General features: G+C 64.3%; 17 protein-coding genes and 1 pseudogene. 8 read left to right on the forward strand and 10 right to left on the reverse strand.

The genetic code is table 11. The annotated features are described in order from the left end of the window. Positions 1-123: 123 nt before the first annotated feature. From argE to mscL, 3 genes are all read left to right on the forward strand, one after another. Positions 124-1,410, forward strand: coding sequence for an acetylornithine deacetylase (gene argE, locus BTO02_RS12360; protein ID WP_075158821.1), 1,287 nt, complete (start codon positions 124-126; stop codon positions 1,408-1,410). 56 nt (positions 1,411-1,466) lie between these two features. After that, positions 1,467-2,489, forward strand: coding sequence for a threonine/serine dehydratase (locus BTO02_RS12365; protein WP_075157279.1), 1,023 nt, complete (start codon positions 1,467-1,469; stop codon positions 2,487-2,489). 127 nt (positions 2,490-2,616) lie between these two features. Next, positions 2,617-3,057: a large conductance mechanosensitive channel protein MscL gene (gene mscL, locus BTO02_RS12370; RefSeq protein ID WP_075157280.1), complete on the forward strand. Its 441-nt coding sequence runs from the start codon at positions 2,617-2,619 to the stop codon at positions 3,055-3,057. Between the two features lie 59 nt (positions 3,058-3,116). Here the strand turns inward: mscL and BTO02_RS12375 are convergent, their stop codons facing one another. The 3 genes from BTO02_RS12375 to BTO02_RS12385 all read right to left on the reverse strand — a co-directional run bounded on the left by BTO02_RS12375 (position 3,117) and on the right by BTO02_RS12385 (position 7,518). Beyond that, on the reverse strand, positions 3,117-5,111 hold the full coding sequence (locus BTO02_RS12375) for a hybrid sensor histidine kinase/response regulator (protein ID WP_075157281.1): 1,995 nt from the start codon (positions 5,109-5,111) through the stop codon (positions 3,117-3,119). A gap of 109 nt (positions 5,112-5,220) precedes the next feature. Next, positions 5,221-5,712, reverse strand: coding sequence for a response regulator (locus BTO02_RS12380; protein ID WP_075158822.1), 492 nt, complete (start codon positions 5,710-5,712; stop codon positions 5,221-5,223). 192 nt (positions 5,713-5,904) lie between these two features. Beyond that, entirely contained in the window at positions 5,905-7,518 is a 1,614-nt protein-coding gene (locus BTO02_RS12385) for a sensor histidine kinase (protein WP_075157282.1), read from the reverse strand. Positions 7,519-8,134: 616 nt separating this feature from the next. On the opposite strand from BTO02_RS12385, the gene BTO02_RS12390 reads away from it, so the two are divergent. Then, a complete protein-coding gene (locus BTO02_RS12390) occupies positions 8,135-8,626 on the forward strand; it encodes a hypothetical protein (RefSeq protein ID WP_075157283.1) in 492 nt (163 codons plus the stop codon). A 282-nt stretch (positions 8,627-8,908) separates the two neighbouring features. On the opposite strand, the gene BTO02_RS12395 is transcribed toward BTO02_RS12390, so the two are convergent. Further along, the gene (locus BTO02_RS12395) at positions 8,909-11,419 is read right to left on the reverse strand and encodes an AsmA family protein (RefSeq protein WP_075157284.1); all 2,511 of its coding nucleotides are present in this window, start codon (positions 11,417-11,419) and stop codon (positions 8,909-8,911) included. Between the two features lie 181 nt (positions 11,420-11,600). Between BTO02_RS12395 and BTO02_RS12400 the strand changes: the two genes are divergently transcribed. Beyond that, positions 11,601-12,401 (forward strand): ABC transporter ATP-binding protein, encoded by an 801-nt coding sequence (locus BTO02_RS12400; RefSeq protein WP_075158823.1) that lies wholly within the window; start codon positions 11,601-11,603, stop codon positions 12,399-12,401. Next, complete coding sequence (locus tag BTO02_RS12405; RefSeq protein WP_075157285.1) at positions 12,398-13,195, forward strand: ABC transporter permease; 798 nt, start codon at positions 12,398-12,400, stop codon at positions 13,193-13,195. The genes BTO02_RS12400 and BTO02_RS12405 overlap by 4 nt, the downstream gene beginning before the upstream one ends. Positions 13,196-13,206: 11 nt before the next feature. On the opposite strand, the gene BTO02_RS12410 is transcribed toward BTO02_RS12405, so the two are convergent. The 3 genes and pseudogenes from BTO02_RS12410 to BTO02_RS12420 all read right to left on the reverse strand — a co-directional run bounded on the left by BTO02_RS12410 (position 13,207) and on the right by BTO02_RS12420 (position 15,318). Then, positions 13,207-13,776, reverse strand: a complete 570-nt coding sequence (locus tag BTO02_RS12410; RefSeq protein ID WP_198039139.1) for a DUF6013 family protein — start codon at positions 13,774-13,776, stop codon at positions 13,207-13,209. Positions 13,777-13,920: 144 nt separating this feature from the next. Next, positions 13,921-14,076 (reverse strand): annotated as a pseudogene (locus BTO02_RS33855) (zinc-binding dehydrogenase); the annotation flags it as partial. 225 nt (positions 14,077-14,301) lie between these two features. Then, positions 14,302-15,318, reverse strand: a complete 1,017-nt coding sequence (locus BTO02_RS12420; RefSeq protein WP_075157286.1) for a zinc-binding alcohol dehydrogenase family protein — start codon at positions 15,316-15,318, stop codon at positions 14,302-14,304. 122 nt (positions 15,319-15,440) lie between these two features. Here BTO02_RS12420 and BTO02_RS12425 point away from each other — a divergent pair, with 122 nt between their 5' ends. Further along, the gene (locus BTO02_RS12425; RefSeq protein ID WP_075157287.1) at positions 15,441-16,379 is read left to right on the forward strand and encodes a LysR family transcriptional regulator; all 939 of its coding nucleotides are present in this window, start codon (positions 15,441-15,443) and stop codon (positions 16,377-16,379) included. Positions 16,380-16,414: 35 nt separating this feature from the next. Here BTO02_RS12425 and BTO02_RS12430 read toward each other — a convergent pair whose 3' ends face one another. From BTO02_RS12430 to ku, 3 genes are all read right to left on the reverse strand, one after another. Next, positions 16,415-16,717 (reverse strand): hypothetical protein, encoded by a 303-nt coding sequence (locus BTO02_RS12430; protein WP_075157288.1) that lies wholly within the window; start codon positions 16,715-16,717, stop codon positions 16,415-16,417. Between the two features lie 67 nt (positions 16,718-16,784). Further along, positions 16,785-19,685 (reverse strand): DNA ligase D, encoded by a 2,901-nt coding sequence (ligD, locus tag BTO02_RS12435; protein WP_075157289.1) that lies wholly within the window; start codon positions 19,683-19,685, stop codon positions 16,785-16,787. 36 nt (positions 19,686-19,721) lie between these two features. Further along, positions 19,722-20,732, reverse strand: coding sequence for a non-homologous end joining protein Ku (gene ku, locus BTO02_RS12440; protein WP_075157290.1), 1,011 nt, complete (start codon positions 20,730-20,732; stop codon positions 19,722-19,724). A gap of 296 nt (positions 20,733-21,028) precedes the next feature. Between ku and serB the strand changes: the two genes are divergently transcribed. Then, the gene (serB, locus tag BTO02_RS12445; RefSeq protein WP_075157291.1) at positions 21,029-21,874 is read left to right on the forward strand and encodes a phosphoserine phosphatase SerB; all 846 of its coding nucleotides are present in this window, start codon (positions 21,029-21,031) and stop codon (positions 21,872-21,874) included. Positions 21,875-21,877 lie beyond the last annotated feature (3 nt).

Raw genomic sequence — 21,877 nt, forward strand, 5'->3', positions numbered from 1 at the left:
ATTTATGCTGCATCGCGCAAACGATTTAATTGCCCTTTATCAGCGCTTTATCTGACCTTTAGCGCTTTGGCTTATTAAGGGTTTTTCGGTATGATCGGGCAGACAATCAAGTGGAGTCCCGTCATGTCCCAGGTCGCTGAATCAGCAGCTCAGCCCTCACGAACGTCTTCTCCATCCGCATCCGCTGTGTCAAACGTTTCCGTCAACGCTTCTTCCAACGCCTTTTCCAGCACTGCTCCGGTCTCGCTACCGTGGATCGAGCGCCTCGTGTCGTTCGACACCGTCAGCCGCAATCCGAATCTCGGACTCATCGAAACGGTGCGCGACGCATTGCGCACCCAGGGCATCGACGCCACGCTCACGCACGGCGAAGGCGGCACGTGGGCCAATCTCTTTGCGACGATTCCCGCGCACGACGGCGAAACGAATGGCGGCGTCGTATTGTCCGGACATACCGACGTCGTGCCCGTCGATGGCCAGAAGTGGGATAGCGATCCATTCAGGCCCGAAGTGCGCGACGGCAAACTGTATGGCCGCGGCACCTGCGATATGAAGGGTTTTATCGGCGCGGCGCTCACGCTCGTGCCCGACATGCAAAATACGAAACTCGCGCGGCCGATTCATCTTGCGCTGTCGTTCGGCGAAGAAGTCGGTTGTGTCGGCGCACCGTTGATGATCGAAGATCTGATCAGGCGCGGCATCAAACCCGACGGCTGCATCGTCGGCGAACCGACCAGCATGCGGCCCGTCATCGCGCACAAAGGCATCAATGTTTACCGGTGCTGCGTGCGCGGTCAGGCCGCGCATTCGTCGCTCACGCCCAAGGGCGTCAACGCGATCGAATATGCGGCACGGCTTATCTGCTACATCCGCGACATGGCCGATCGGTTCCGCGAGCAAGGGCCGTTCGACGAACTCTACGACGTACCGTTCACCACTGCGCAAACGAGCACGATCGAAGGCGGCAATGCGGTCAACACAGTACCGGCCGAATGCCGTTTCGCATTCGAGTTCCGCAATCTGCCGACGCTCGAGCCCGAACCGATCTTCGCGCGCATCGAGCAGTACGCGCGCGAAACGCTGCTGCCGAAAATGAAGCGCGAGCACGAGGCAGCCGCGATCGAATTCACGAAGGTCGCCGCGGCGCCGGGTCTCGACGCGGCGGAACAAACGGCGATCACGCAACTCGTGCGCGCGCTCACCGCGAATCAGGACAAGCGCAAGGTCGCCTATGGCACCGAGGCGGGACTTTTCTCGCGTGCCGGCATTCCGAGCATCGTCTGCGGACCCGGCGATATCCAGCAGGCGCACAAGGCGAACGAATTCGTCGCGCTCGAACAACTCGTGCAATGCGAACGCTTTCTCGGCAAGTTCATTCACAGCATGTCGGTCGACGCACGTACAGCCTGAGTCTTCAGACCCGGCGCAAGCATCCCCCACAAACGCAATCCACGTACGATCACGCCATGTCCACCGCCATCCAGCAGCACACCGACCACACGATCGACGGCGAGCCGATTCCGACGCTCGATGCGATCGCCTCGCAGCATTTTGCGTTGACGCCGTGGGTCGTGCGAACGCCGGTGTTCGACCGGATGGACTTCCCGACGCTCGAAGGCACGCTCGTCAACTTCAAGTTCGAACTGCTGCAAGCGGGCGGCAGCTTCAAGGCGCGCGGCGCGTTTACCAATCTGCTCGCGCTCGACGAGCCGCAGCGCAGTGCGGGAGTGACATGCGTATCGGGCGGCAATCATGCCATCGCGGTCGCGTATGCGGCGATGCGGCTTGGCATCAGCGCGAAGGTCGTCGTGTTCCGTTCGGCCAACCCGGCGCGCATCGCGCTATGCCGTCAGTTCCGCGCGGAAGTCGTGATCGCGGAAAACGCGGTTGAAGCATTCGAGATCGTGCGCCGGATCGAAGCGGAAGAAGGCCGCTATTTCGTGCACCCGTTCAACGGTTATCGCACCGTGCTCGGCAGTGCGACGCTCGGTTACGAATGGGCGACGCAAACGCCCGATCTCGACGCGGTGATCGTGCCGGTCGGCGGCGGCGGCCTCGCGGCCGGCGTCTCCACTGCGCTGCGCCTCGCGAATCCGCGCGTGCATGTGTTCGGCGTCGAGCCCGAAGGCGCCGACGTCATGAGCCGCAGCTTCGCCGCGAACCATACGGTGAAGATGGGCCATATGCATTCGATCGCCGATTCGCTGATGTCGCCGCATAGCGAGCAATACAGCTACGAGTTGTGCCGCCGGCATATCGACCGGCTCGTAACGGTCTCCGACGACCAGTTGCGCGCCGCGATGCTCACGTTGTTCTCGCAACTCAAACTCGCGGTCGAGCCTGCTTGCGCGGCAGCGACCGCAGCGCTGCTCGGCCCCTTGCGCGAAACGCTGCAGGGCAAACGCGTCGGCGTGCTGCTATGCGGAACCAATACCGATACGCTCACGTTCGCGACTCATATCGAGCGCGCGCGTTCGGCACAGACGTAACGGACGCAGCCGGAGGCGCACTCGGAGGCGCAATCAGGCGTGCAGCAAGCCGCGCAGAAAAGACGTCCTACCCGCCTGTCCGATCGTTCGCTATCATGCGTGCATTGACCACCAGGAGATATGCCTCATGAGCATGATCAAGGAATTCAAGGAATTTGCCCTCAAGGGCAACGTGATGGATCTGGCAGTCGGCGTGATTATCGGCGGTGCATTTTCCACCATCGTCAATTCAGTCGTGAAAGACCTGATCATGCCGATCGTCGGCACCGCAACCGGCGGCCTCGATTTCTCGAACCTGTTCATCCTGCTCGGGCACATCCCCGACAACTTCAAAGGCAACCCGGGTTCATACAAAGACCTGCAAACCGCAGGCGTCGCCGTGTTCGGCTATGGCGCATTCATAACGGCCGTGATCAACTTCGCGATTCTCGCGTTCATCATCTTTTTGATGGTCAAGTTCATCAACAATCTGCGCAAGCCCGCTGAAGCGGCGGCGCCGGCCGCACCGCCCGAAGATACGTTGCTGCTGCGCGAGATTCGCGATTCGCTGAAGAATTCACCGCGCTAGCCGACTTCGGCGCGCACGCTACGCCCCGCGCCACAGTGCGGCGCATGCCGAGGCGTCCTTCAGAACGCGTTCGCGCCGTCGCCCAAAGCCTTTTGCGCCTTGGTATTCGCCGCGCTCTCAATGGCTTTTTCGAGTTGCATGAAGTTGACGGGCTTCGTCAGATGCGCGTTGAAACCCGCATCGAGACAGCGCCGGATATCCTCGTCGGTGCCGAAACCGGTCAGCGCGACGGCCGGCACGTCGGAGCGCTCTCGAAGCACGCGGATAAAGTCGATGCCCGTGCCGTCGGGCAAACCGACGTCGCTGACGATCAGGTCGAACGACGCGCTCGAGGTTGCCGCAAGCGCATCCGCCACACGCCCTACCACGGTCACTTCGTGGCCGAGCATGCGAATCAGCTGCGCCATGACCTCGGCGGTGTCTTCGTGGTCTTCGACCATCAGAATCGAAAGCGCACCGGCCGGATGACGCGTCGATGCGTCCGCCACGACCGGCTTTTTTGCCGGCGCTTCGGCAGTCGGCAAGGTGATCGTAAAGGTGGCGCCGCAATGCGCACCGGGGCTATACGCGGTAACCGTGCCGCCATGCGCATCGGTCAGCGCCTTTGTAATTGCCAGCCCGAGCCCGAGGCCGCCGAATTGCCGCGACATGTTCTGGCTGCCCTGCTCGAATGCATTGAAGAGCTTGCCGATCTGCTCGGGCTCGATGCCAACGCCCGTATCTTCCACCGAGATCTGCACATGCATGCGCTCGTCGCGCGTGCGTACATAAATATGCCCGCCATCGGGCGTGAACTTCGCCGCATTGCGAATCAGATTCCATAGCATCTGCTGCAGCCGCGCGCGGTCGCCCAGCACATAGTGATGGTGAGCCGCCTTGTCGACATGCACGTCCTGCTGCTTGACCTGGATCTCGCTGCGAAAAAGCTCGAGCACGCTGTCTATCACTTCGTGCACATCGACCGTTTCATGCGACAGACGCAGCTTGCCGTTCGCCACGCGCGTGAGATCGAGCAGATCGTCGATGAGCCGCGCTTCGAGTTCGACGTTGCGGCGAATCATCGCGATGCCCGAGCGCGCCGCTTCGGGCAGTCCCGGAATCATCTCGACCATGCGCGCGCCGGCCAGCACCGGCGTAAGCGGCGTGCGCAGCTCGTGCGACAGCATCGCAAGAAAACGATCCTTGGCGCGGTTCGCTTCTTCGGCTGCCTGGCGCGCGGTCTGCTCCGACTCGAGCAGCCGCTCGCGCTCCTCGATCGCCTCGCGCTGAGAATGGATGTCGGTGCAGCTGCCGAACCATTTGCTGACGGTGCCGTCGGCGTCGCGCATCGCGACGATGCGCGTGTCGAACCAGTGATAGATGCCATCGTTGCGGCAAATGCGCAGTTCGTGCCGATACTCGGACGTGCCGCTGCGCACGGTCTTCAACCACGTGCGGCGCACTTCCTCGCGATCGTCGGGATGCACGGCGTCGAGCCACGCGAGGCCGAGCGAAGCCGCACTTTCGAGCCCCGTGTAATCGACCCATTGCTTCGACACGAAATCGCACGCGCCGCTCGCGTTGCACGTGAGCACGAGGTGCGGCAGCGCTTCGGAAAGCGTGCGGTAATGCTGTTCGCGATCGCGCAGCATCAGCGCTTCGGCCGATGCGCGCTGCAGCCGCACCTGCGACAGCACGCGTTCGACCGCTTCGGGCAAATAGTCGAGATAGTCGCCGGCCTTCGGCACGACGTCGGATACGCCCGAGCGCAGCGCCTCGATCACGCGCGATTCGTCGGTGAAGCCGGTCACGAGAATGGCCGGCACGCGCACGCCTTCGCTGCGCAAGCGCCGGAAGAAATCGAGCCCCGTCTCCGCGCCGGTCAGCTGATAGTCGAGCACGAGCAGGTCCGGCTCGCTCTCGGCAATCCGCGCGCGCGCCGCGCCGACGCCCGCGCACAGCGCGACCTTGCAGCCCGCGCGTTCGAGCGATTTGCGCGCGAGCCGCAGGATGCCCTCGTCGTCGTCGACGACGAGCACATGAGCCGCGGGCAACGTGGATCCTTCTGGTGTCATGCTGTTTCTTCGTTGTCTCTGCTGTCAATGACCAACGACCGCGCCCTCGCACATCGCGCGCGCATAAGCACGCATATGCACGCATCGCCGCGCTGCGGCGCGCGTGCCGTCACGCGACGATCATCCGGTGGCCGGGAGGCAGTTTAACCACTTGCAGGAAGAACCCGAGCCGGCGCACCGCCTCGATAAACGCGTCGTACTCGACCGGCTTCGTGATGTACACGTTACAGCCGAGTTCATAGCACCGTTCGATTTCGCGCGGATCGTCGGTCGTCGTCAGCACGATGACCGGCATCGCTGCCGTCGTGGGCGACTCCTTCAGCCGCCGCAGCACCTCGAAGCCGTCGACGCGCGGCATCTTGAGATCGAGCAGCACGACGTAGTTCGCGAGATCGTCGCGCGGCGGATACTTGCCCGCATGCTCGCCAGGCGGCCGATCGCCAAAGAAGTAATCGAGCGCCTGCTGGCCGTCCGCGAATCTTACGAAACCATTCGATATGCCCGCCCGGCGCAGGTTGCGCTCGACGAGCGTAGCGTGCCCATCGTCATCCTCGACGAGCACGATGCCCACGGCCCTGCCCATTGCTGCCGAACCCGTCATGTTTTCTCCGTCCGCTGCGTGCATTGACTGCTGCCCCCGTCGCTGTAATTGATTGTCCCGTTGCCGGCCGGGCCCGCGATCGCCGTTCAGACACTGCAGCCGATTGCACCGACCGCACCGACCGCACCGGCCGCACCGGCTGCCTGATCCTGGCAGGCTTCGCCAACCGGCCGGTCGCTTCGCCCGCGAGGCTCACGCCGTGCGCACCGGCTGATCCGGCAGCACGACGAAGAACGTCGACCCCGCGCCTTCCGCCGATTCGACCCAGACCCGGCCGCCGTGCCGTTCCACCGTGCGACGCACGAGCGCGAGACCGATGCCGTCGCCCTTCGATACATCGCCATGCAGCCGCTGGAACGCGCGAAACATCTTCGGCATGTAGGCCGCCGGAATTCCGAGGCCATTGTCGCGCACATAGAAGGTTCGCGTCGTCGGCGCTTGCGGGTCTGCTTCGTCCTCGGGTTCGGCGGGAAGCGCGCCCACTTCGATCCGGCCTGGGCGTCCCGGATCGAGGAAGTTCAATGCGTTGCTGATCAGGTTGCTGAACACCTGCTCGATCGCGGCCGGGTCGCCCCACGCGGTCGGCAGGTCGCGCACGGTGACGATCGCGAACCGTTCGCGAATCTGCGCTTCCAGCGAATCGACCGCGCGCGCGACCACGCGGCCGACGCTGACGCGCTGCCACTGATACTCGAGGCGCCCGGCGCGCGAAATGCGCAACAGCGCATCGATGATCGCCGCCGCGCGCGTGACCGACGAGCGCAGGAACTGCAGCGACTCGCGCATATCGCCATCGAGCACGCGATCGAGGCGCCTTCCTTCGACGTCGGGCAGGTTCGCTGCATCGATCGTGGCGCGCACATCGTCGCACGACACCTGCAGCTCCTTCGAAAAGCCCTGCAGGTTCACGAGCGGCGAACGCAGGTCGTGCGACACGCTGTAGATAAACATCTCATTGTCCTGCGTCTCCTGGCGCAGGGCCTCGTTGACGCCGGCGAGTTCCGCCGCGCGCGCCTCGAGCCGCTTTTGCAGCGTGACCTGCTCCTGCTCCGCCACGCGCAGACGGGCACTCGTCTGGTGCAGCGCGCGATCGAGCGCCGCGATTTCGTCGTTGCCGGCAAGCGGTGCGGAAAGCGGCTGACCGTTGCCGAGGCGTTCGGCGTTATCGGTCAGCACTTCGAGACGGCGGCCGATGTTGCGCGCGAACACGAGCGCCGTGACCGCCCAGATCAGCATCGAGCCGACCACGGCGGCGATCAGCGCATACTGCTGGCGCGCACGCGTTCGCATCACCGATGCGCTGTGCTTTGCGTCGAGACGCGAAGCTTCGGCGACAAACGCATCGAGCTCGTTGCGCACGATGCCGATCTGCGTGGGCATCGTGTTCGCTTCGAGCGAAATATAGGCTTTCGTGCTGCGGCCATCGCGCAGCGCATCGGCGGCATCGACGGCCTGCGCGTGATACCGGTCGATCGCATCGCGCATCGTGCGCACGCGCGCGGCCTGCTGCGGCGTATCGGCCACGAGCTGATCGAGATGCATGAGCCGGTCCGACAGGTCGACCCAGGCCGCATGACGCTCGATAAACGCCGGATCGCCGACGATCAGCCCCGTGCGCACGCGCGCCGCCTGGCGCAATAGCGGGTCTTCGAGCGCGGACGCCTGATAGAGAATCTGCTTGCTGTTCGCGGCCGACTGCACGGCAAGCGCGGTCTGCTCCTGCGTATCGAACACCAGCGCAAGCAGTGCGAGCTCGACGACGCTCGGCAATGCGATCAGCAACAAACCCTTCGTGAATAGTTTCATATTCGGCTGGCAAACGTTCCGACCGCAAACAGTCGTTCCGGCCGCAAGGACAGACAGCGCGATCGATGCACCGTAACGTGCGCGAGGCAAGCGGACAGGACGACAGGCGGCACAATGAGCAGCGAACTGAGTAGCAAACCAGGCAATATCCAGGCAACCGCCAGACAGCGAACAACGCGCGAAGGCGAGGCATCAGGACATGCACGGGTAGGCAACCACGACGACCTCAGGTAGCCTGAAAACCGGGCAGCTCCGGCGCGCCGCGCGCTGCGCGGCTGGAACCGAGCCATTATCGACGTGAATGGTCGACATTTCAACGCGGCGAGAAGGTGCGGCATGGCGCATGCGAAGCGATGCGCAATACCGCGCGGCAAATTATGTTGGAGAAGTGCTGGCGCACACAAAAATGCCTTTTTTATCGGTGACGGAATCCATCGCGCAGCCCCTGCGTCTATGATGGAGACAGATGCACAGAACGCGAAAGCGCACGGCGACACGATTGGGCATGTTCCGCACGGGCCGGTGTGAGACGGAACAATGTCGAATCACCGTGAATCCGGCATTTTCGTATGCTATAAAAGATCGACGTGCGGCGCGCGAAGCCGGGAGTGGTCGCATGAGGACGCTGCGTTTCTTGCAATTCTTTTTCAGGCGAATTTTTATGTCCTTCCCGAAAAAGCGTAGACGCGCGAAGGTGGACGGCGATGAGTCGTTCCTCGCGGTACTACGTCATTTCAAGGCGTTCGGCCAGCTCGATACCAAAATCGCGCGCGCCCGTGCGCAGGACGAACCGGTGCTCTATGCCCACGTGCTGCCGGGTCTCGACGTGCTCCTATGCTGCGTGCGCGGTGCTCAGCCGCCGTATCCGGCCACGGCCGAATTGCGCCGCCGCTGCATCGAATCGATCGCAAACGCGCTCGAGCAGCCGCTCGATGGACTCGAGAACGGCGGCTACTGGTACGAGGCCGACGGCTTTGGCTTCCTCGTGTTCGCAAGCCGCGCGCGTGCGCGGATTCTCCCCGAGTTCGGCGCGACACGCGCAGCCGCCGGTGCACGGCGCATGCGGCGTCAGGATGCCGGCGACGCAACGCCGCGTTCGCTGCGCTAGGGTTTGTCGATATCGTCAGGTTTCGCGCGTAGCGAAACAATCGTTCTCACGCCCGCCGCCGCGTTTAACCCGTCGTCATTCGTTCAGGTACAGAAAGAAGGCTGCGCACATGCGCGGCCTTCTCCGTCTTTGCTGCGGGAACGCACTGCACGCGATGGCACCGTCACTGCATCGCAGTGTCGACCAACCGGATATTTCGCGGCCCGTATCATCGACGCCGGGCACCGGGTCGAATACTCATCGATATTTGATCTTTGTGCGTGACCGAAACGCGACAACAGGTCAGCTTCCCTTGTATTCGGCCGCCTTGTCCGGCGTAGCCGTCTTCGGAGTCTGTCTTGCAGGTCCGTTCGCCGGCGCATGAGCAGGGGTGTCTCGACGCGTCGGCTGCGCGCCCGACGCCGCCGTATTGTCCGGCGTCAGCAACGGCGCCTTCGGCTTTTCCTTCTGGCCCGGCGGCGGCGCGACCGGCTTCGTGCCTACCTTTGAAAGCAGCTCCTGGCAGGGCAACGGCTTGTTGTTGCTCGGTGCGATCAACGGGATCAGCGCGGCGAACGGATTGATGAGACCGAGTCCGACGGCCGCGCCGCCGCGCAGCGCGAGCGCCGCCGCATTCACGCCGACATGCGGATTCTTGAACGTCCCCTTCGCATAGAGCGGCGAGCGCAGCGAAAAAATGCGGAAGCCCTTCGTGTGCGGGTGGACGCCGAGATCGAGCGTCTCGTCGCGCAGATTGATGTTGCCGTCGATGTTGATCACGGCGTCGGTCGTGTCGAGTGCGAAAACGCGCGAATCGAGCACGCCGTCGGTCACGACGAAGTCCGCCGCCGCGCAGTTGATTTTCACATCGTTTTTGCCGAAGAGCTTTTCGTAGATCACGTTCGCGACATTAAGGCCAGCCGCTTCCATCAGCAGGCGGCTCACGGTGCCGTCCGTCACGAGCAGCTTCACTTCGCCGTTCGACGTCGCGGCAAGCGCGGCCGGCGAATTGCCGGTTGCCGACAGGGCCGCGTCGCCATTGATCTCGCCCAGCGCGCTTTGCATCGTCCCGACTTTCGGAAACAGCTGTTTGAGCTTGATATGACGCGCCGATGTCGAGAAACGTCCCTTGAGCGGCGCGCCGCTGCCGTCCAGATCGATATTCGACGCGAGCGATCCGCCGGCGACGCCGAACTTCAGCGGCTCGAGCGTCAGCACGCCGTCCTTCATGACGACATGCGTGTAAAGGTCTGTGATCGGCAGGCTCGGATCCTTGACGATGCGCCGGCCCGTGAACTTGACGTCCGCATCGATCGCTTTCCAGCGGTCCGTCTTGAACGGCTCGACCGGCAGCACCTTGTCCGATGGTTGCCGGGCCGTATCGCCGCGTTTGGCTTTGCTCGCATTGCTGTCAGCGCCGATGATCGGCGCGAGGTCCGCAAAGCGCAACTCGTGCGAAACGAGCTCGCCCTGCAGCAACGGACGCGGCTTGCGGCCCACATAGGTCAACGTGCCGTTCAGGTCGCTGCCGCCGACGCGACCTGTAAAATTTTCATATCTGAATACGTTTCCGCTGTCCTTGAACTGGCCGATCAGATGGCCTTCGGTCGCATACGGCGGCGTCTCCGGCAAGGTGATGCCGGTGAATCCGTAGAGACGGTCGAGGCTCGTGCCGCGCAGCCACAGGCGCAAATCGACCGCGGCCAGATGCATCGGATCGGTGATCGTGCCGACCAGTGCGACGTGCAGATCGCCGGCGTGCACATCGGCCTGGATCGGAAACGGACGATCGGCGTCCTGCAGCGCAAGCACGCCGCCGACCTTGCCGCTGCCCGATACCGGCTGACGGTTATACGTGCCTTTGACGGTCCAGCCGATCGCGTATGGCGCGATGATCTGGCGTCGCGGCCCTGCAACCGCAGGTATGCTCACGCCGCTCGCCGGCACGGCCGCGAGATCCGATGCGCCGGACGCACTCGCCGTCGCCCCCGCACCCGGCGCGGCAACGACGGTCGAGGCGCCCGACGCGACGGCGTCCGACGCCCCATGGGCGGGCGGCTCGATCGCGGCCGTCGTGCCGGAAGCGGTCGACGCCGCCGACGCCTCTGCCGCTTTCGCCTGCTTCTCGAGCCGATTCGCGCCGGCCCGTCCAACTTGCTGCGCCGATTCGGCGCGCGACTTCTCCTGCTGCTGCTCGAGCGCCTCGCCGATCGGAATCGGCTTGCCCAAGGTATCGACGACCACCTGCATGTCGAGCTTCTTCTGCTGGTCGCTGACGGCGATATGACCTTTGTCGAACTCGATGTCGTGCAGATCGAGCTTCCATTCCGATGGGCTGGCCGACTGCTTGAACTTGAAGGTCCAGTTGTTGCGTCCATCGATGAGCCGTTCGACATCGACCGACGGGTTCACGAGACGGATCGCCGGAATTACGATGTCATGCGCAATCAGCGGCAGCACCTTCACCTCGAAGTCGATTTCATCGAGCGTCGCGAAGTGCGGCTGCTTCGTCCAGTCGGGATTGGCAATCGTAATGTTGGCCGCCGAGAAACGCGGCCAGGGCACCCAGCCGCGCCACCCGGTCTCGCCGACCGGATGGCGCCATCCGACCTTCAGGTCGCCCTCGATCGCAAACGGTCGCCCGATGGCTTCGCTCACTTTTTCATTGACCCATGGGCGTGCACGATTCCAGTCGAACGTCAGAATGAAGACGACTAGCACTGCGATCAGTATCGCGAGCACGGCGATACACCATGCGACGATCTTGCCGATGCGGCGTGCGAGCGACGGGTGGCTCTTCTGCGAAACATTCATGAGGCCTTGGCTCCGGTCTTATCCGTGCGCCGATTCGTCAGCAGATCGCGTGCCCGGTTTGCCCGAAGGCGCGCCGCGGCTTAACATGACAGCCGCGCCAGCCTCCCGTTGTGCAATGCGTCGCATCGCGACGCGTCGCGCAGCAAGCAAAGCTGGCGCGATCTCCCCACATACGAACATGATGACGGCTACTCCCCTCGTACAGGCCGACGGCATCGTGCGCCGCGACGCCGTGCACGGCACGATCCTGTTGCAGCCGACCGATTTCGCGCTCGCCGGCGGCGATCGCGTCGCGGTCACCGGTCCTTCGGGCTCGGGCAAGAGCGTGCTGCTGCGTGCGCTCGCGCTGCTCGACCCGCTTTCGGCCGGGCACGTGCGCTGGCGCGGCAAGGCCGTGTCTCGCGCCGCGATTCCGCGCTACCGCCGCGCGGTCGCTTATATCCGGCAGCGCCCCGCGCTGCTCGACGGCAGCGTCGAAGACAATCTGCGCTATCCGTTCTCGCTCTCCGTCTATCGCGATGCGCGCTTCGAGCGCGGCTACGCCGAAGCACTCGCGACGCGCGCGGGCCGCGGCGCGGGCTTTCTCGAACGTCAGGCAAGCGAACTATCGGGCGGCGAAGCGCAGATCGTCGCGTTGATCCGCGTGTTGCAACTCGTGCCCGATGTGCTGCTGCTCGACGAGCCGACCGCGTCGCTCGATCCCGAATCGACGGTCGCGTGCGAGGCGCTGATCAATGCATGGTTCGACGATGCCGCGACGCCGCGCGCATGGATCTGGGTTTCGCACGACGCGGCTCAGGCGGCGCGCGTCGGCAAGCGGCAATTGATCATGCGCGCAGGCGTGCTGAGCGAAAAAGCGGAACAAGCGGAACAAGCAGAACAAGCGGATAGCAGGCTTTACGCGCATCGCGACAGCGCCGAAAACACCGCACAACACAGCGCAAAACCCGACATCGCAGCCGGCAAGGAATCGACACGATGACATTGCAAGACTTAAGCCTGTGGCAAGTCGGCATCGCCGCGCTGCTGATCGTCGTCAACGGCGCGCTGTCGCTGCTGCTCAAGCTCGATCTCGAACGCAAGCTCGCGTGGGCGGCAGCGCGCACGATCGTCCAGTTGCTTGCGGTCGGATATGTGCTCGGCTGGGTGTTCAGCCACGCGCGCTGGTATTTCGTGCTACCGCTCATGATCGCGATGACGCTGATCGCCGGCTTTGCGGGCGCGGGACGCAGCAAACGGACCTACGCCGGTCAGCGTGCGGACAGCATTGTGTCGATCTGGGCCGGTTCGTGGCTCGTCGCGGCGGTCGGGCTGTTCGTCGTGATCGGCATCCACCCGTGGTACGAGCCGCAGTATGCGATTCCGATTCTCGGCATGATCCTCGGCAATGCGCTAACGGGCGTCTCGCTCGGCATCGAGCGGATGACCGAGGAACTGACGGCGCGGCGCGACCGCGTCGAAATGGCGCTCGCGCTCGGCGCGACGCGTTGGGAAGCCGCGCAGGGACCGGCACGCGACGCGGTGCGCGCCGGCATGATCCCGACGCTCAATCAGATGACGGTAGTCGGCGTGGTCAGCCTGCCCGGCATGATGACGGGTCAGGTGCTGGCGGGCCAGTCGCCGCTGCAGGCCGTGCGCTATCAGATCGTCATCATGTTCCTGATCGCGGCCGCGTCGGCGCTTGCCACGGTCGGCGCGGTGCTGCTCACGTATCGCAAGCTGTTCTCGGCCGAGCACCGGTTTCTCGCGTCGCGGCTCGTCGAGCGCGCCCGCTAGCGGCGTCTCGCTTACCGCTTCGCCGTCACCGCGATCTGCGACCCATCGCTGAGCGTCAAGGTCTTCGTGCTGCCGTTGGTCGGCATCGTAAAGCGGAGCACCTGGCTCACCGCCGTGTAGTCGGGACACTTGAGCGTCTTGCCATGGCTCGTGACGTCCTTCGTGCCATGCGGCGTTTGCGCCTGGAAGTTCAGTTGCACCGTTGCCGTGCCGTCCTTCGCGACGACCGGTGCAAAACGGATCTGCGTCTGGCGGATCATCGCGCCGTTCGAATCGAGCGCTAACGACGCGTAGTTCGGGCATTCGTCCGGCGCGGGCACCGGGCCCCCGGGCGGCACGGTCTTCCATGTGAAGTCGTCGGATTCGCCCGAGCGGATCGTGCGGGTTTCCTGCGAATTGCCGAACTGCTTCGACGTGACCTTCACCGTGTAGCGGATCGGTCCATCGGTGGACGCTTTCGACGTGACGGTGATCGGCGTCGCGGCAAGACTGCTCGCAGGCAACACGGCCAGCATGCAGGCGAAGAAGGCAGCAACAGAAACGGCGGAGAAGCTCGAGCCGATACGCATGCTTTTGCTCATATGTCACCTCGTTGTTGTGCTGGCGGGCGGTCTCCCATGCAAACGCCCTGCCAGCCAGTCTAACGCGGTGCGCCGCGCGTGCGTGCATCGATCGGATCGGGTATTACCCCGCTTGCCGTACGCGATGAACGCGCGCGCCTTCGTTCAAAAGCCTGTCAGCACGAGCTTGCCGATCGCGCGCCCCTCCTCGAGCATCCGGTGCGCGCGGCGCAGATTCCCGGCGTTGATGCGCCCGAGATCCTCGCCGACCGTCGTGCGCAACGTGCCCGCGTCGACGAGCCGCGCGACCTCGGTCAGCAGCAACACGGCCAGCATGCAGGCGAAGAAGGCAGCAACAGAAACGGCGGAGAAGCTCGAGCCGATACGCATGCTTTTGCTCATATGTCACCTCGTTGTTGTGCTGGCGGGCGGTCTCCCATGCAAACGCCCTGCCAGCCAGTCTAACGCGGTGCGCCGCGCGTGCGTGCATCGATCGGATCGGGTATTACCCCGCTTGCCGTACGCGATGAACGCGCGCGCCTTCGTTCAAAAGCCTGTCAGCACGAGCTTGCCGATCGCGCGCCCCTCCTCGAGCATCCGGTGCGCGCGGCGCAGATTCCCGGCGTTGATGCGCCCGAGATCCTCGCCGACCGTCGTGCGCAACGTGCCCGCGTCGACGAGCCGCGCGACCTCGGTCAGCAGCTTGTGCTGCTCGATCATGTCGGACGTGCCGAACATCGCGCGCGTGAACATGAACTCCCAGTGAAACGCGCCGCTCTTCGCTTTCAACAGCTCGACGGGCACCGGCCGTTCGTTCTCGACGATCGTGCAGATCGCACCTTGCGGTTTGATCATTTCGGCGGCGGCCGGAAAATGCCGATCGGTATCGTTGAACATCAGCACATAGTCGACTTGCGGGATGCCAAGCGCTTTCAATTGCGCCGGCATATCGCCGAAATGATCGACGATATGATCGGCGCCGAGTTCTTTCGCCCACTTCGCCGACGCCGGCCGCGACGCGGTCGCAATGACCGTGAGCTTCGCGAGCTGCTTCGCGAGCTGGATGCCGATCGAACCGACCCCGCCCGCCCCGCCGATGATCAGTACCGTGCGGCCTGCATCGGCGCCTTGCGGCGACACATGCAGGCGCGCAAACAGGGCTTCCCACGCGGTAATCGCCGTGAGCGGCAATGCGGCCGCCTGCGTGAAGTCGAGCGAGGCCGGCTTGCGTCCGACGATCCGCTCGTCGACAAGATGAAATTCGCTGTTCGCGCCCGGACGCGTAATGCTGCCCGCATAGAACACCGGATCGCCGACCTTGAACAGCGTGACCTCCGGGCCAACCGCGGCGACCGTGCCCGCGGCATCCCAGCCGAGCACGCGCGGCGTCGTCTCGACGGTATCCTTCGGCGCGCGCACCTTGTAGTCGACAGGGTTCACCGAAATCGCCTCGACCTTCACGAGCAGATCGCGGCCGGTCGGCGTGGGCTTGTCGATGTCGAGATCGAGCAGCGCTTCGGGCTCGCTGATCGGCAGGTAGCGATAAAGTCCTACGGCTTTCATGACGGTTCCTTTTCAGAGATCTTCGTTGATGGGTTGTCCGCTGCATGAAACACATCGTAGTGGCCCGCTGCTTCGCCGAAAACAGCCATAATTACTGAAACATTTTCAGGAATTTCCGAAAAATGGCTTTCGTCGCTCCACTCCCCGATCCGCGCGACAGGCTCGATCTGCTCGACGTCGCGCTGTTCGTGCGTGCGGCACTGCTCGCGAACGTGTCGGCCGCCGGCCGCGAGTTCGGGCTCTCGCCGGCAGTGGCGAGCGCCCGTATTGCGAACCTCGAACACGAACTGGGCGCACGCCTGCTGCATCGAACCACGCGCCGCATCAGCCTTACACAGGAAGGCGAAGTGTTTATGGGCCGCGCGCAGACGCTGCTCGAAGCGGCCGCCGCCGCGCGCGCGTCGGTCGGACGCGCGCAGGCCGAACCGCAAGGGCGGTTGCGCGTATCGATGCCGTCGTCGTTCGGCAGGCAGCATGTCTCCCCCGCGATCGCGGCGTTCCTGCGGCGCTTTCCCGGCGTCAGCGTCGATCTGAGGTTGACCGATCACGTCGTCGATCTCGTCGACGGCGGCGTCGATGTCGCGATCCGGGTCGGTGCGCTCAAAGATTCGTCGCTCGTCGCGCGGCGGCTCGCAGCGAACCGGCGCATGCTGTGCTGCGCGCCCGCCTACCTCGCCGCGCGCGGCACGCCGCATCATCCGTCGGACCTCGCCGCACACGAGTGCATCGTGCTGTCGAACCAGCGCGACTGGTCGTTCATCACGCCGGCCGGTCCGGTCAGCGTGCGCGTCGAAGGACGGCTTGCCACCGACAACGGCGAGGTGATTCGCGACGCGCTGCTCGACGGCTTCGGCATCGCACTGAAATCGACGTGGGACGTCGCGCCGTATCTGAAAAGCGGCGCGCTCGTCACGGTGCTCGACAGTTACCCGCTTGCCGAGACCGTCGCGATCTGGGCCGTCTACCCGAGCCGCGCATTCGTGCCGCCGAAGACGCTCGCTTTTATCGATTTTCTCGCCGAGCGCTTCGGCGACCCGCCGTATTGGGACGACCCGTCATAGCACGGCCTGCGTCGGGACGGCCCGGACCGGGACGGCTAGTGTCTGCCCGTCCCCTTTCCTTGCGAATTGCGGTTCGTATGCGCGTCGTTCTGCGTGCGCTCCTGATAATCGCCGCCGCCGCGCCGGTCCGTGTCTTCGAGCCCCTGCTCGACATCGCGATGTGCCTGCTTGCCGATGCCGCGTGCCGCATCTTCATGTTGCGATTCGCTATTTTGATCGGTCTCGTGCGGTAGCGGCGCCGACGCTTCATGCGACGCGTGCTGTTGCCCTGCGTTCTGCTTGTCGCGCTCGGTGGACGACTTCTGGTCGCCGGTCGCGCGTTGAGTCGATGTTTTCATCGTTGATTCCTCCGTCTGGTTTGGGGGTGCAGCCGATAACGGATAGCGGCTCGCGCAACGCACGCCGCTACCCGCGTTCGCCCGCGAGGCGTTTTCTCATCGCCGCCGTGATGCGCTGCCGCGTCTTCGCATAGTCGGCCCACGGATCCTCGCGCAGCGACTGCAGGCGCTCGTGCAGATTCGCGATGTTCCACTGGTCGCCGGCCGTGGTGTCCGGCACTTCGTCCCAACTGAGCGGCACCGAGACGCCGAGACCCGGCCGCGCGCGCGCCGAATAGGCTGCGACCGTGCTCGAGCCGCGGTTGTTGCGCAGGTAGTCGACGAATATCTTGCCCTTGCGGTTTTGCGCGCCCATCTTCGCGGCGAAGTTCTTCGGCAGCGTGCTCGCCATGTGCTGCGCGACGGCCTGAGAAAACGCCTTTACGTCGTCCCAGCCCTCGTGTTTCGTCAGCGGCACCACGACATGCAGGCCCTTGCCGCCGCTCGTCTTGCAGAACGATACGAGTCCGAGTTCGGCGAGCAGCGTATGCGTCAGTTGCGCCGCTTCGATCATCCGCTCCCAGCCGAGCGCAGGATCGGGGTCGAGATCGAACACGACGCGGTCGGGTTTCTCGATGTTCGAGGCCACCGCATTCCACGTGTGCAACTCGATCGTGCCCATCTGCGCCGCGCCGACGAGCGCTTTCGCGCTGTCGATCGTGATCAGCGACGGATGGCCGGGATCGAGCCCCGGATGCTGCGTGATGTTCGGGATCGACAGCTTTTCGGCATGCTTCTGGAAAAACAGCTCGCCGCCGATATCCTCGGGCGCGCGTACGAGCGACACCGGGCGATCGCGCAGATGCGGCAGCATCCAGTCGGCCACTGACTCGTAATAGCGCACGAGATCGATCTTGCGTGTGTCCGTGTGCTTGTCGATCACGCGGTCCGGATGCGAGATCCGCACGCCCGCGACCGTCTGCGTCGCGGCGCCCCGCGCTTTCGATGTGCCGCGCGACGCAGCCGTTGCCGCGCGCGTGTCGCCGCCTTCGGCTTGCGCCGTCTTGCGCGACGAAGACGCCTTACCTGCGCGTTTGGTTGCCGCCGTGCCGTCGCCGTCATGCGTCGCGGTCCGCGCTTTCGCCGCGCGTGCCTTCGTACGCGGCGCGGCCCGCGAGGCTGCGCTTTCGTCTTCACTCGTCTGTTGCACGTCAGCTCCTTGGCGCGGCGCTTCGATGACGATCTGCCGCGCGGGTTTATCGCTGCGCAGGCTGACAAACGACGCCTGGCGGACGATGCCTTCATCGGTCAATTCGGCGAAATTGCATTCGGCGACGAGCTCGGGCTTGACCCAGTGCACGGGTGTGCGACTGCGTTCGCTGGGTACGCTCGCGAAAGGCATCTTCGTCGTTTCGCGCGCGTCGAGCTCTTTTTTTACGGCACGCAGCCGCTTCGCATCGAAGCCCGTGCCGACGCGGCCTGCATAGCGCAGCTTGCCCCCTTCGTCGTAGACGCCAAGCAGCAGCGCGCCGAAGTCCGACCGGCTGCCGCCCGGTTCCGTATAACCGCCGATCACGAATTCCTGGCGCCGCCGGCATTTGAGCTTGATCCATGCCGACGAACGGCCCGACGTATAACGGCTGTCGCGCCGCTTGCCGATGATGCCTTCGAGCGACATCTCGCACGCGCTTCTGATCAAGGCCTCAGCGTCAGTGCCGAAGTCGGCCGAATAGCGCAACGCGTCGTCGTCGAGCGATTCGAGCAGCGCGCGTAGCAATGCGCGGCGCTGTTCGAGCGGTACGTTGCGCAGGTCGTAGCCGTTCAGATACGGCAGGTCGAACAGATACAGCGTGATGTCGCGTTCGCGATGCGTATCGAACGCGTTTTGCAGCGCCTGAAAGCTCGGTACGCCATGCTCGTCGAGCACCACGGCTTCGCCGTCCAGCCATGCGGTCTCGACTCCGATCTTCGCGAGCGCTTGCGCCTGTTTGCCGAACCTTTCGGTCCAGTCGTTGCCCGCGCGCGTGAAAATGCGCACCGGATCTTTCTCGTTGCGCTGATCGATGCGCGCGAGCACGCGGTAGCCGTCGAACTTGATCTCGTAGGTCCATGTGTCGCCGGCGGGCGGGGTTTCGACGAGCGTAGCGAGCTCCGGCTTCATCGCGGCAGGCAGCGCGGCCTTTTTCGCTCCTTCGATCGCAGGCGTTTGCGCGAGCTCGCGCAGCGACTCGCTGTTGCGCGTCGCGACGATGTCGGGGTGCTCGCTGCGCCTGGCCGCGCTGGTGCCAGTGCTGGTACGAGCCGTGCGAGCGGGCGCGCGGCCAGTCGATTGCGGCTTGGTCTGCGGCCTGGCGGCGCGCTCGCCCTTGCTCGCACCGTGCCCGCCCTGCGCGCCCGGCGCATCGGACAACACACTGCCAGGATACGCGCCGAGCACATCGAATTCGCTCTCGCTATGGGCTTCGCGGTCGCGCTCCTTGATCAGCAGCCACTGCTCCTTGTCGCCGCTGCCGCGCATATGGCTGCGCACGAGCGTCCAGCCGCCGTGCAGCTTCTCGCCGTGCAACTGGAACTTGAGCTTGCCGGCCGCGTATGCGGCGAGCGCCTCGCGCTCGCCGCCGACCGGTTCCCACGTGCCACGGTCCCAAACGATAACGTCGCCTGCGCCATAGTGGCCTTCCGGAATCGTGCCCTCGAACGACCCATAGTCGAGCGGATGGTCTTCGACGTGCACGGCGAGCCGCTTCACCGACGGGTCGAGGCTCGGCCCTTTCGGTATCGCCCACGATTTCAGGGTGCCGTCGAGCTCGAGCCGGAAGTCGTAGTGCAGACGCCGTGCATCGTGCTCCTGAATGACGAAGGCGAGCGCATGCGTCGCTTTGCGCGCTGCGCCTCGGCCGGCGGCCTTGCGCGGCGCATCCGCCCCGGACGGCTCGGGCGTTTCATCGAAGCGTCGTTTGCGGTGATAGGTTTCCAGTTTGTCGGCCATGATTCATCGTGACGGTCGGCTTCGCTATCTGTACGCCTAGGCGGCGCGGCGTTTGCGCACGGCCGTGCTGCTCGCGCCGCCTGAGCTTCGCCGCGTCGTTGCCTTGCTCTTTGCGGCGCGGCGCGGTGCGCGCCGCGTGTTGGCGCCGGTTTCCTGTTCGGCGTCCTCGTCACGGCTGGCGCGCGCACGCGCCGGCTTCGCCGTGGCTTTCCCATCTGCTTTCGCCGCCGACTTGCGCGCGCCCGCGGCTTTGCCCTTGCCGAGGCTGCGCTTGAGCAGTTCCGACAGATCGAGAATATCGGCGCTCGGCCGCGTGTCGGCCGGCTCGTCGACCTCGCCGATTTCCTCGGTCCTGCCTTCGCTGACCTTGCGGTCGACCAGGGCCATGATGTCGTCGTGGAACGTGTCGTGATACGCGGATGGATCCCACGCGTCGCTCATATCGTCGATGAGCTTCTTCGCCATCTCGAGCTCGCGCGGCGTGACGCCGGCCTTCTTGCGGTTTTCGTCCGGCAGCTTCAGTTCGTCGTACGATCGAACTTCGCCGGCCCAGCGCAGCGTGTTCAGCGCGAGCACCGGGCCGATCGGTATCAGCGCCGCGAGATGCTGCTTGTTGTGCATCACGACGTTCGCAATACCGATCTTGCCGCTTTCCTTGAGCGCCTCGCGCAACAGCGCGTAGACCTTTTCACCCTTGCGATCGGGCGTCAGATAGTAGGGCGTATCGAGATACAGGAACGAGATGTCCGGCGCTTCGACGAACGCGAGAATATCGACGGTCTGCGTCGATTCGGGGTTTGCCGAGCGAATCTCCGCATCGGACATCACGACATATTTACCCTTCTCGTACTCGAAGCCGCGCACGATATTCTCGCGCGTGACTTCCTTGCCCGTGCGCTTGTTGATCTGCTTGTATCCGATCGGATCGATCGACCGCTTGTCGAGCAGATTGAAGCCCACTTTCTCCGACTGCGTCGCCGGATACAACTGCACCGGCACATGCACGAGACCGAAGCTGATTGCGCCTTTCCAGATCATATGTGCCATCGCGCACTCCCCGAGGTTCAGACTTCGATGGAAGCAGCAAGCATGCCACGCGGCTTTCCACGTTGTGCCCACGGTAGATGGCTCGAGCACGCGCATTCATATGCGTATCGTGCCGCGAGCAGGCTGTAAGAGTTGCGTGCCGGGCGGCAAAAGATGCGGGCGGGCGAGCGCGTAGATCGGACCCGTTACAATAGCCGGATTTTCGGCGGCCGCCCTGCAGTGAACTGCAGTGAACCTCGCGGCCCACCTTTGCGCGCCTGTTTCCCTCTATTGCTTCCAGCCATTTTCGCGTCGACATGAACCTCGTCATTCAAAGCCCTGTGCCGCTTTCCGCCGATCATCGCAAACCGCTCGCCGCGCTCGCGCACGGCTCTCAAGCGATCGTCATCGACGAGCACGCGATTCGCCTCGAAAACGTGAACCCGGCGCAGCGCGCGGATCTCGACGTGTATTGCGGCACGCATCGGCTCGATTACGCGTTCGTCGAGCCGGGCCTGCGCCTCACGCATTTCGGCCTCGTCGCGATGGATATGGATTCGACGCTGATCACGATCGAATGCATCGACGAAATCGCCGATTTTTGCGGCCTCAAGGCCGAAGTGGCGGCGATTACCGAAGCGTCGATGCGCGGCGAGATCAAGGACTTCAACGAAAGCCTCACACGGCGTGTCGCATTGCTCGAAGGGCTCGACGCAAGTGCGCTCGAACGCGTCTACGAAGAGCGGCTGCAGCTGTCTCCGGGCGCGGAACGGATGCTTGCGGGCGCGAAGGCCGCAGGACTCAGAACGTTGCTCGTGTCGGGCGGTTTCACGTTCTTCACCGAAAAGCTGCAGGCGCGCCTGAATCTCGATTTCACGCGCGCAAACACGCTGGAAATCATCGACGGCAAGCTGACCGGGCGCGTGCTTGGAGAGATCGTCAATGCGGATGTGAAAGCGCGCACGCTGCGCGAGACGTGCGCGACGCTCGGTATCGAACCGGGCCGCGCGATCGCGCTCGGCGACGGTTCGAACGATCTGAAGATGATGGCCGAGGCCGGGCTCTCGGTCGCGTTTCGCGCGAAGCCCGTGGTGCGCGAAGCAGCGAGCGTCGCGTTCAATTACGTCGGGCTCGACGGGTTGCTGCGGCTTTTTCCGGGTTAGGCC

Source organism: Paraburkholderia sp. SOS3, assembly GCF_001922345.1.
Lineage (GTDB): Bacteria > Pseudomonadota > Gammaproteobacteria > Burkholderiales > Burkholderiaceae > Paraburkholderia.

Excerpts from the sequence above, each read along its gene's own strand:
- argE (WP_075158821.1), top strand. The coding sequence starts at position 124 with ATGTCCCAGGTCGCTGAATCAGCAGCTCAGCCCTCACGAACGTCTTCT.
- BTO02_RS12365 (WP_075157279.1), top strand. The coding sequence starts at position 1,467 with ATGTCCACCGCCATCCAGCAGCACACCGACCACACGATCGACGGCGAG.
- mscL (WP_075157280.1), top strand. The coding sequence starts at position 2,617 with ATGAGCATGATCAAGGAATTCAAGGAATTTGCCCTCAAGGGCAACGTG.
- BTO02_RS12375 (WP_075157281.1), bottom strand. The coding sequence starts at position 5,111 with ATGACACCAGAAGGATCCACGTTGCCCGCGGCTCATGTGCTCGTCGTC.
- BTO02_RS12380 (WP_075158822.1), bottom strand. The coding sequence starts at position 5,712 with ATGACGGGTTCGGCAGCAATGGGCAGGGCCGTGGGCATCGTGCTCGTC.
- BTO02_RS12385 (WP_075157282.1), bottom strand. The coding sequence starts at position 7,518 with ATGAAACTATTCACGAAGGGTTTGTTGCTGATCGCATTGCCGAGCGTC.
- BTO02_RS12390 (WP_075157283.1), top strand. The coding sequence starts at position 8,135 with ATGAGGACGCTGCGTTTCTTGCAATTCTTTTTCAGGCGAATTTTTATG.
- BTO02_RS12395 (WP_075157284.1), bottom strand. The coding sequence starts at position 11,419 with ATGAATGTTTCGCAGAAGAGCCACCCGTCGCTCGCACGCCGCATCGGC.
- BTO02_RS12400 (WP_075158823.1), top strand. The coding sequence starts at position 11,601 with ATGACGGCTACTCCCCTCGTACAGGCCGACGGCATCGTGCGCCGCGAC.
- BTO02_RS12405 (WP_075157285.1), top strand. The coding sequence starts at position 12,398 with ATGACATTGCAAGACTTAAGCCTGTGGCAAGTCGGCATCGCCGCGCTG.
- BTO02_RS12410 (WP_198039139.1), bottom strand. The coding sequence starts at position 13,776 with ATGAGCAAAAGCATGCGTATCGGCTCGAGCTTCTCCGCCGTTTCTGTT.
- BTO02_RS12420 (WP_075157286.1), bottom strand. The coding sequence starts at position 15,318 with ATGAAAGCCGTAGGACTTTATCGCTACCTGCCGATCAGCGAGCCCGAA.
- BTO02_RS12425 (WP_075157287.1), top strand. The coding sequence starts at position 15,441 with ATGGCTTTCGTCGCTCCACTCCCCGATCCGCGCGACAGGCTCGATCTG.
- BTO02_RS12430 (WP_075157288.1), bottom strand. The coding sequence starts at position 16,717 with ATGAAAACATCGACTCAACGCGCGACCGGCGACCAGAAGTCGTCCACC.
- ligD (WP_075157289.1), bottom strand. The coding sequence starts at position 19,685 with ATGGCCGACAAACTGGAAACCTATCACCGCAAACGACGCTTCGATGAA.
- ku (WP_075157290.1), bottom strand. The coding sequence starts at position 20,732 with ATGGCACATATGATCTGGAAAGGCGCAATCAGCTTCGGTCTCGTGCAT.
- serB (WP_075157291.1), top strand. The coding sequence starts at position 21,029 with ATGAACCTCGTCATTCAAAGCCCTGTGCCGCTTTCCGCCGATCATCGC.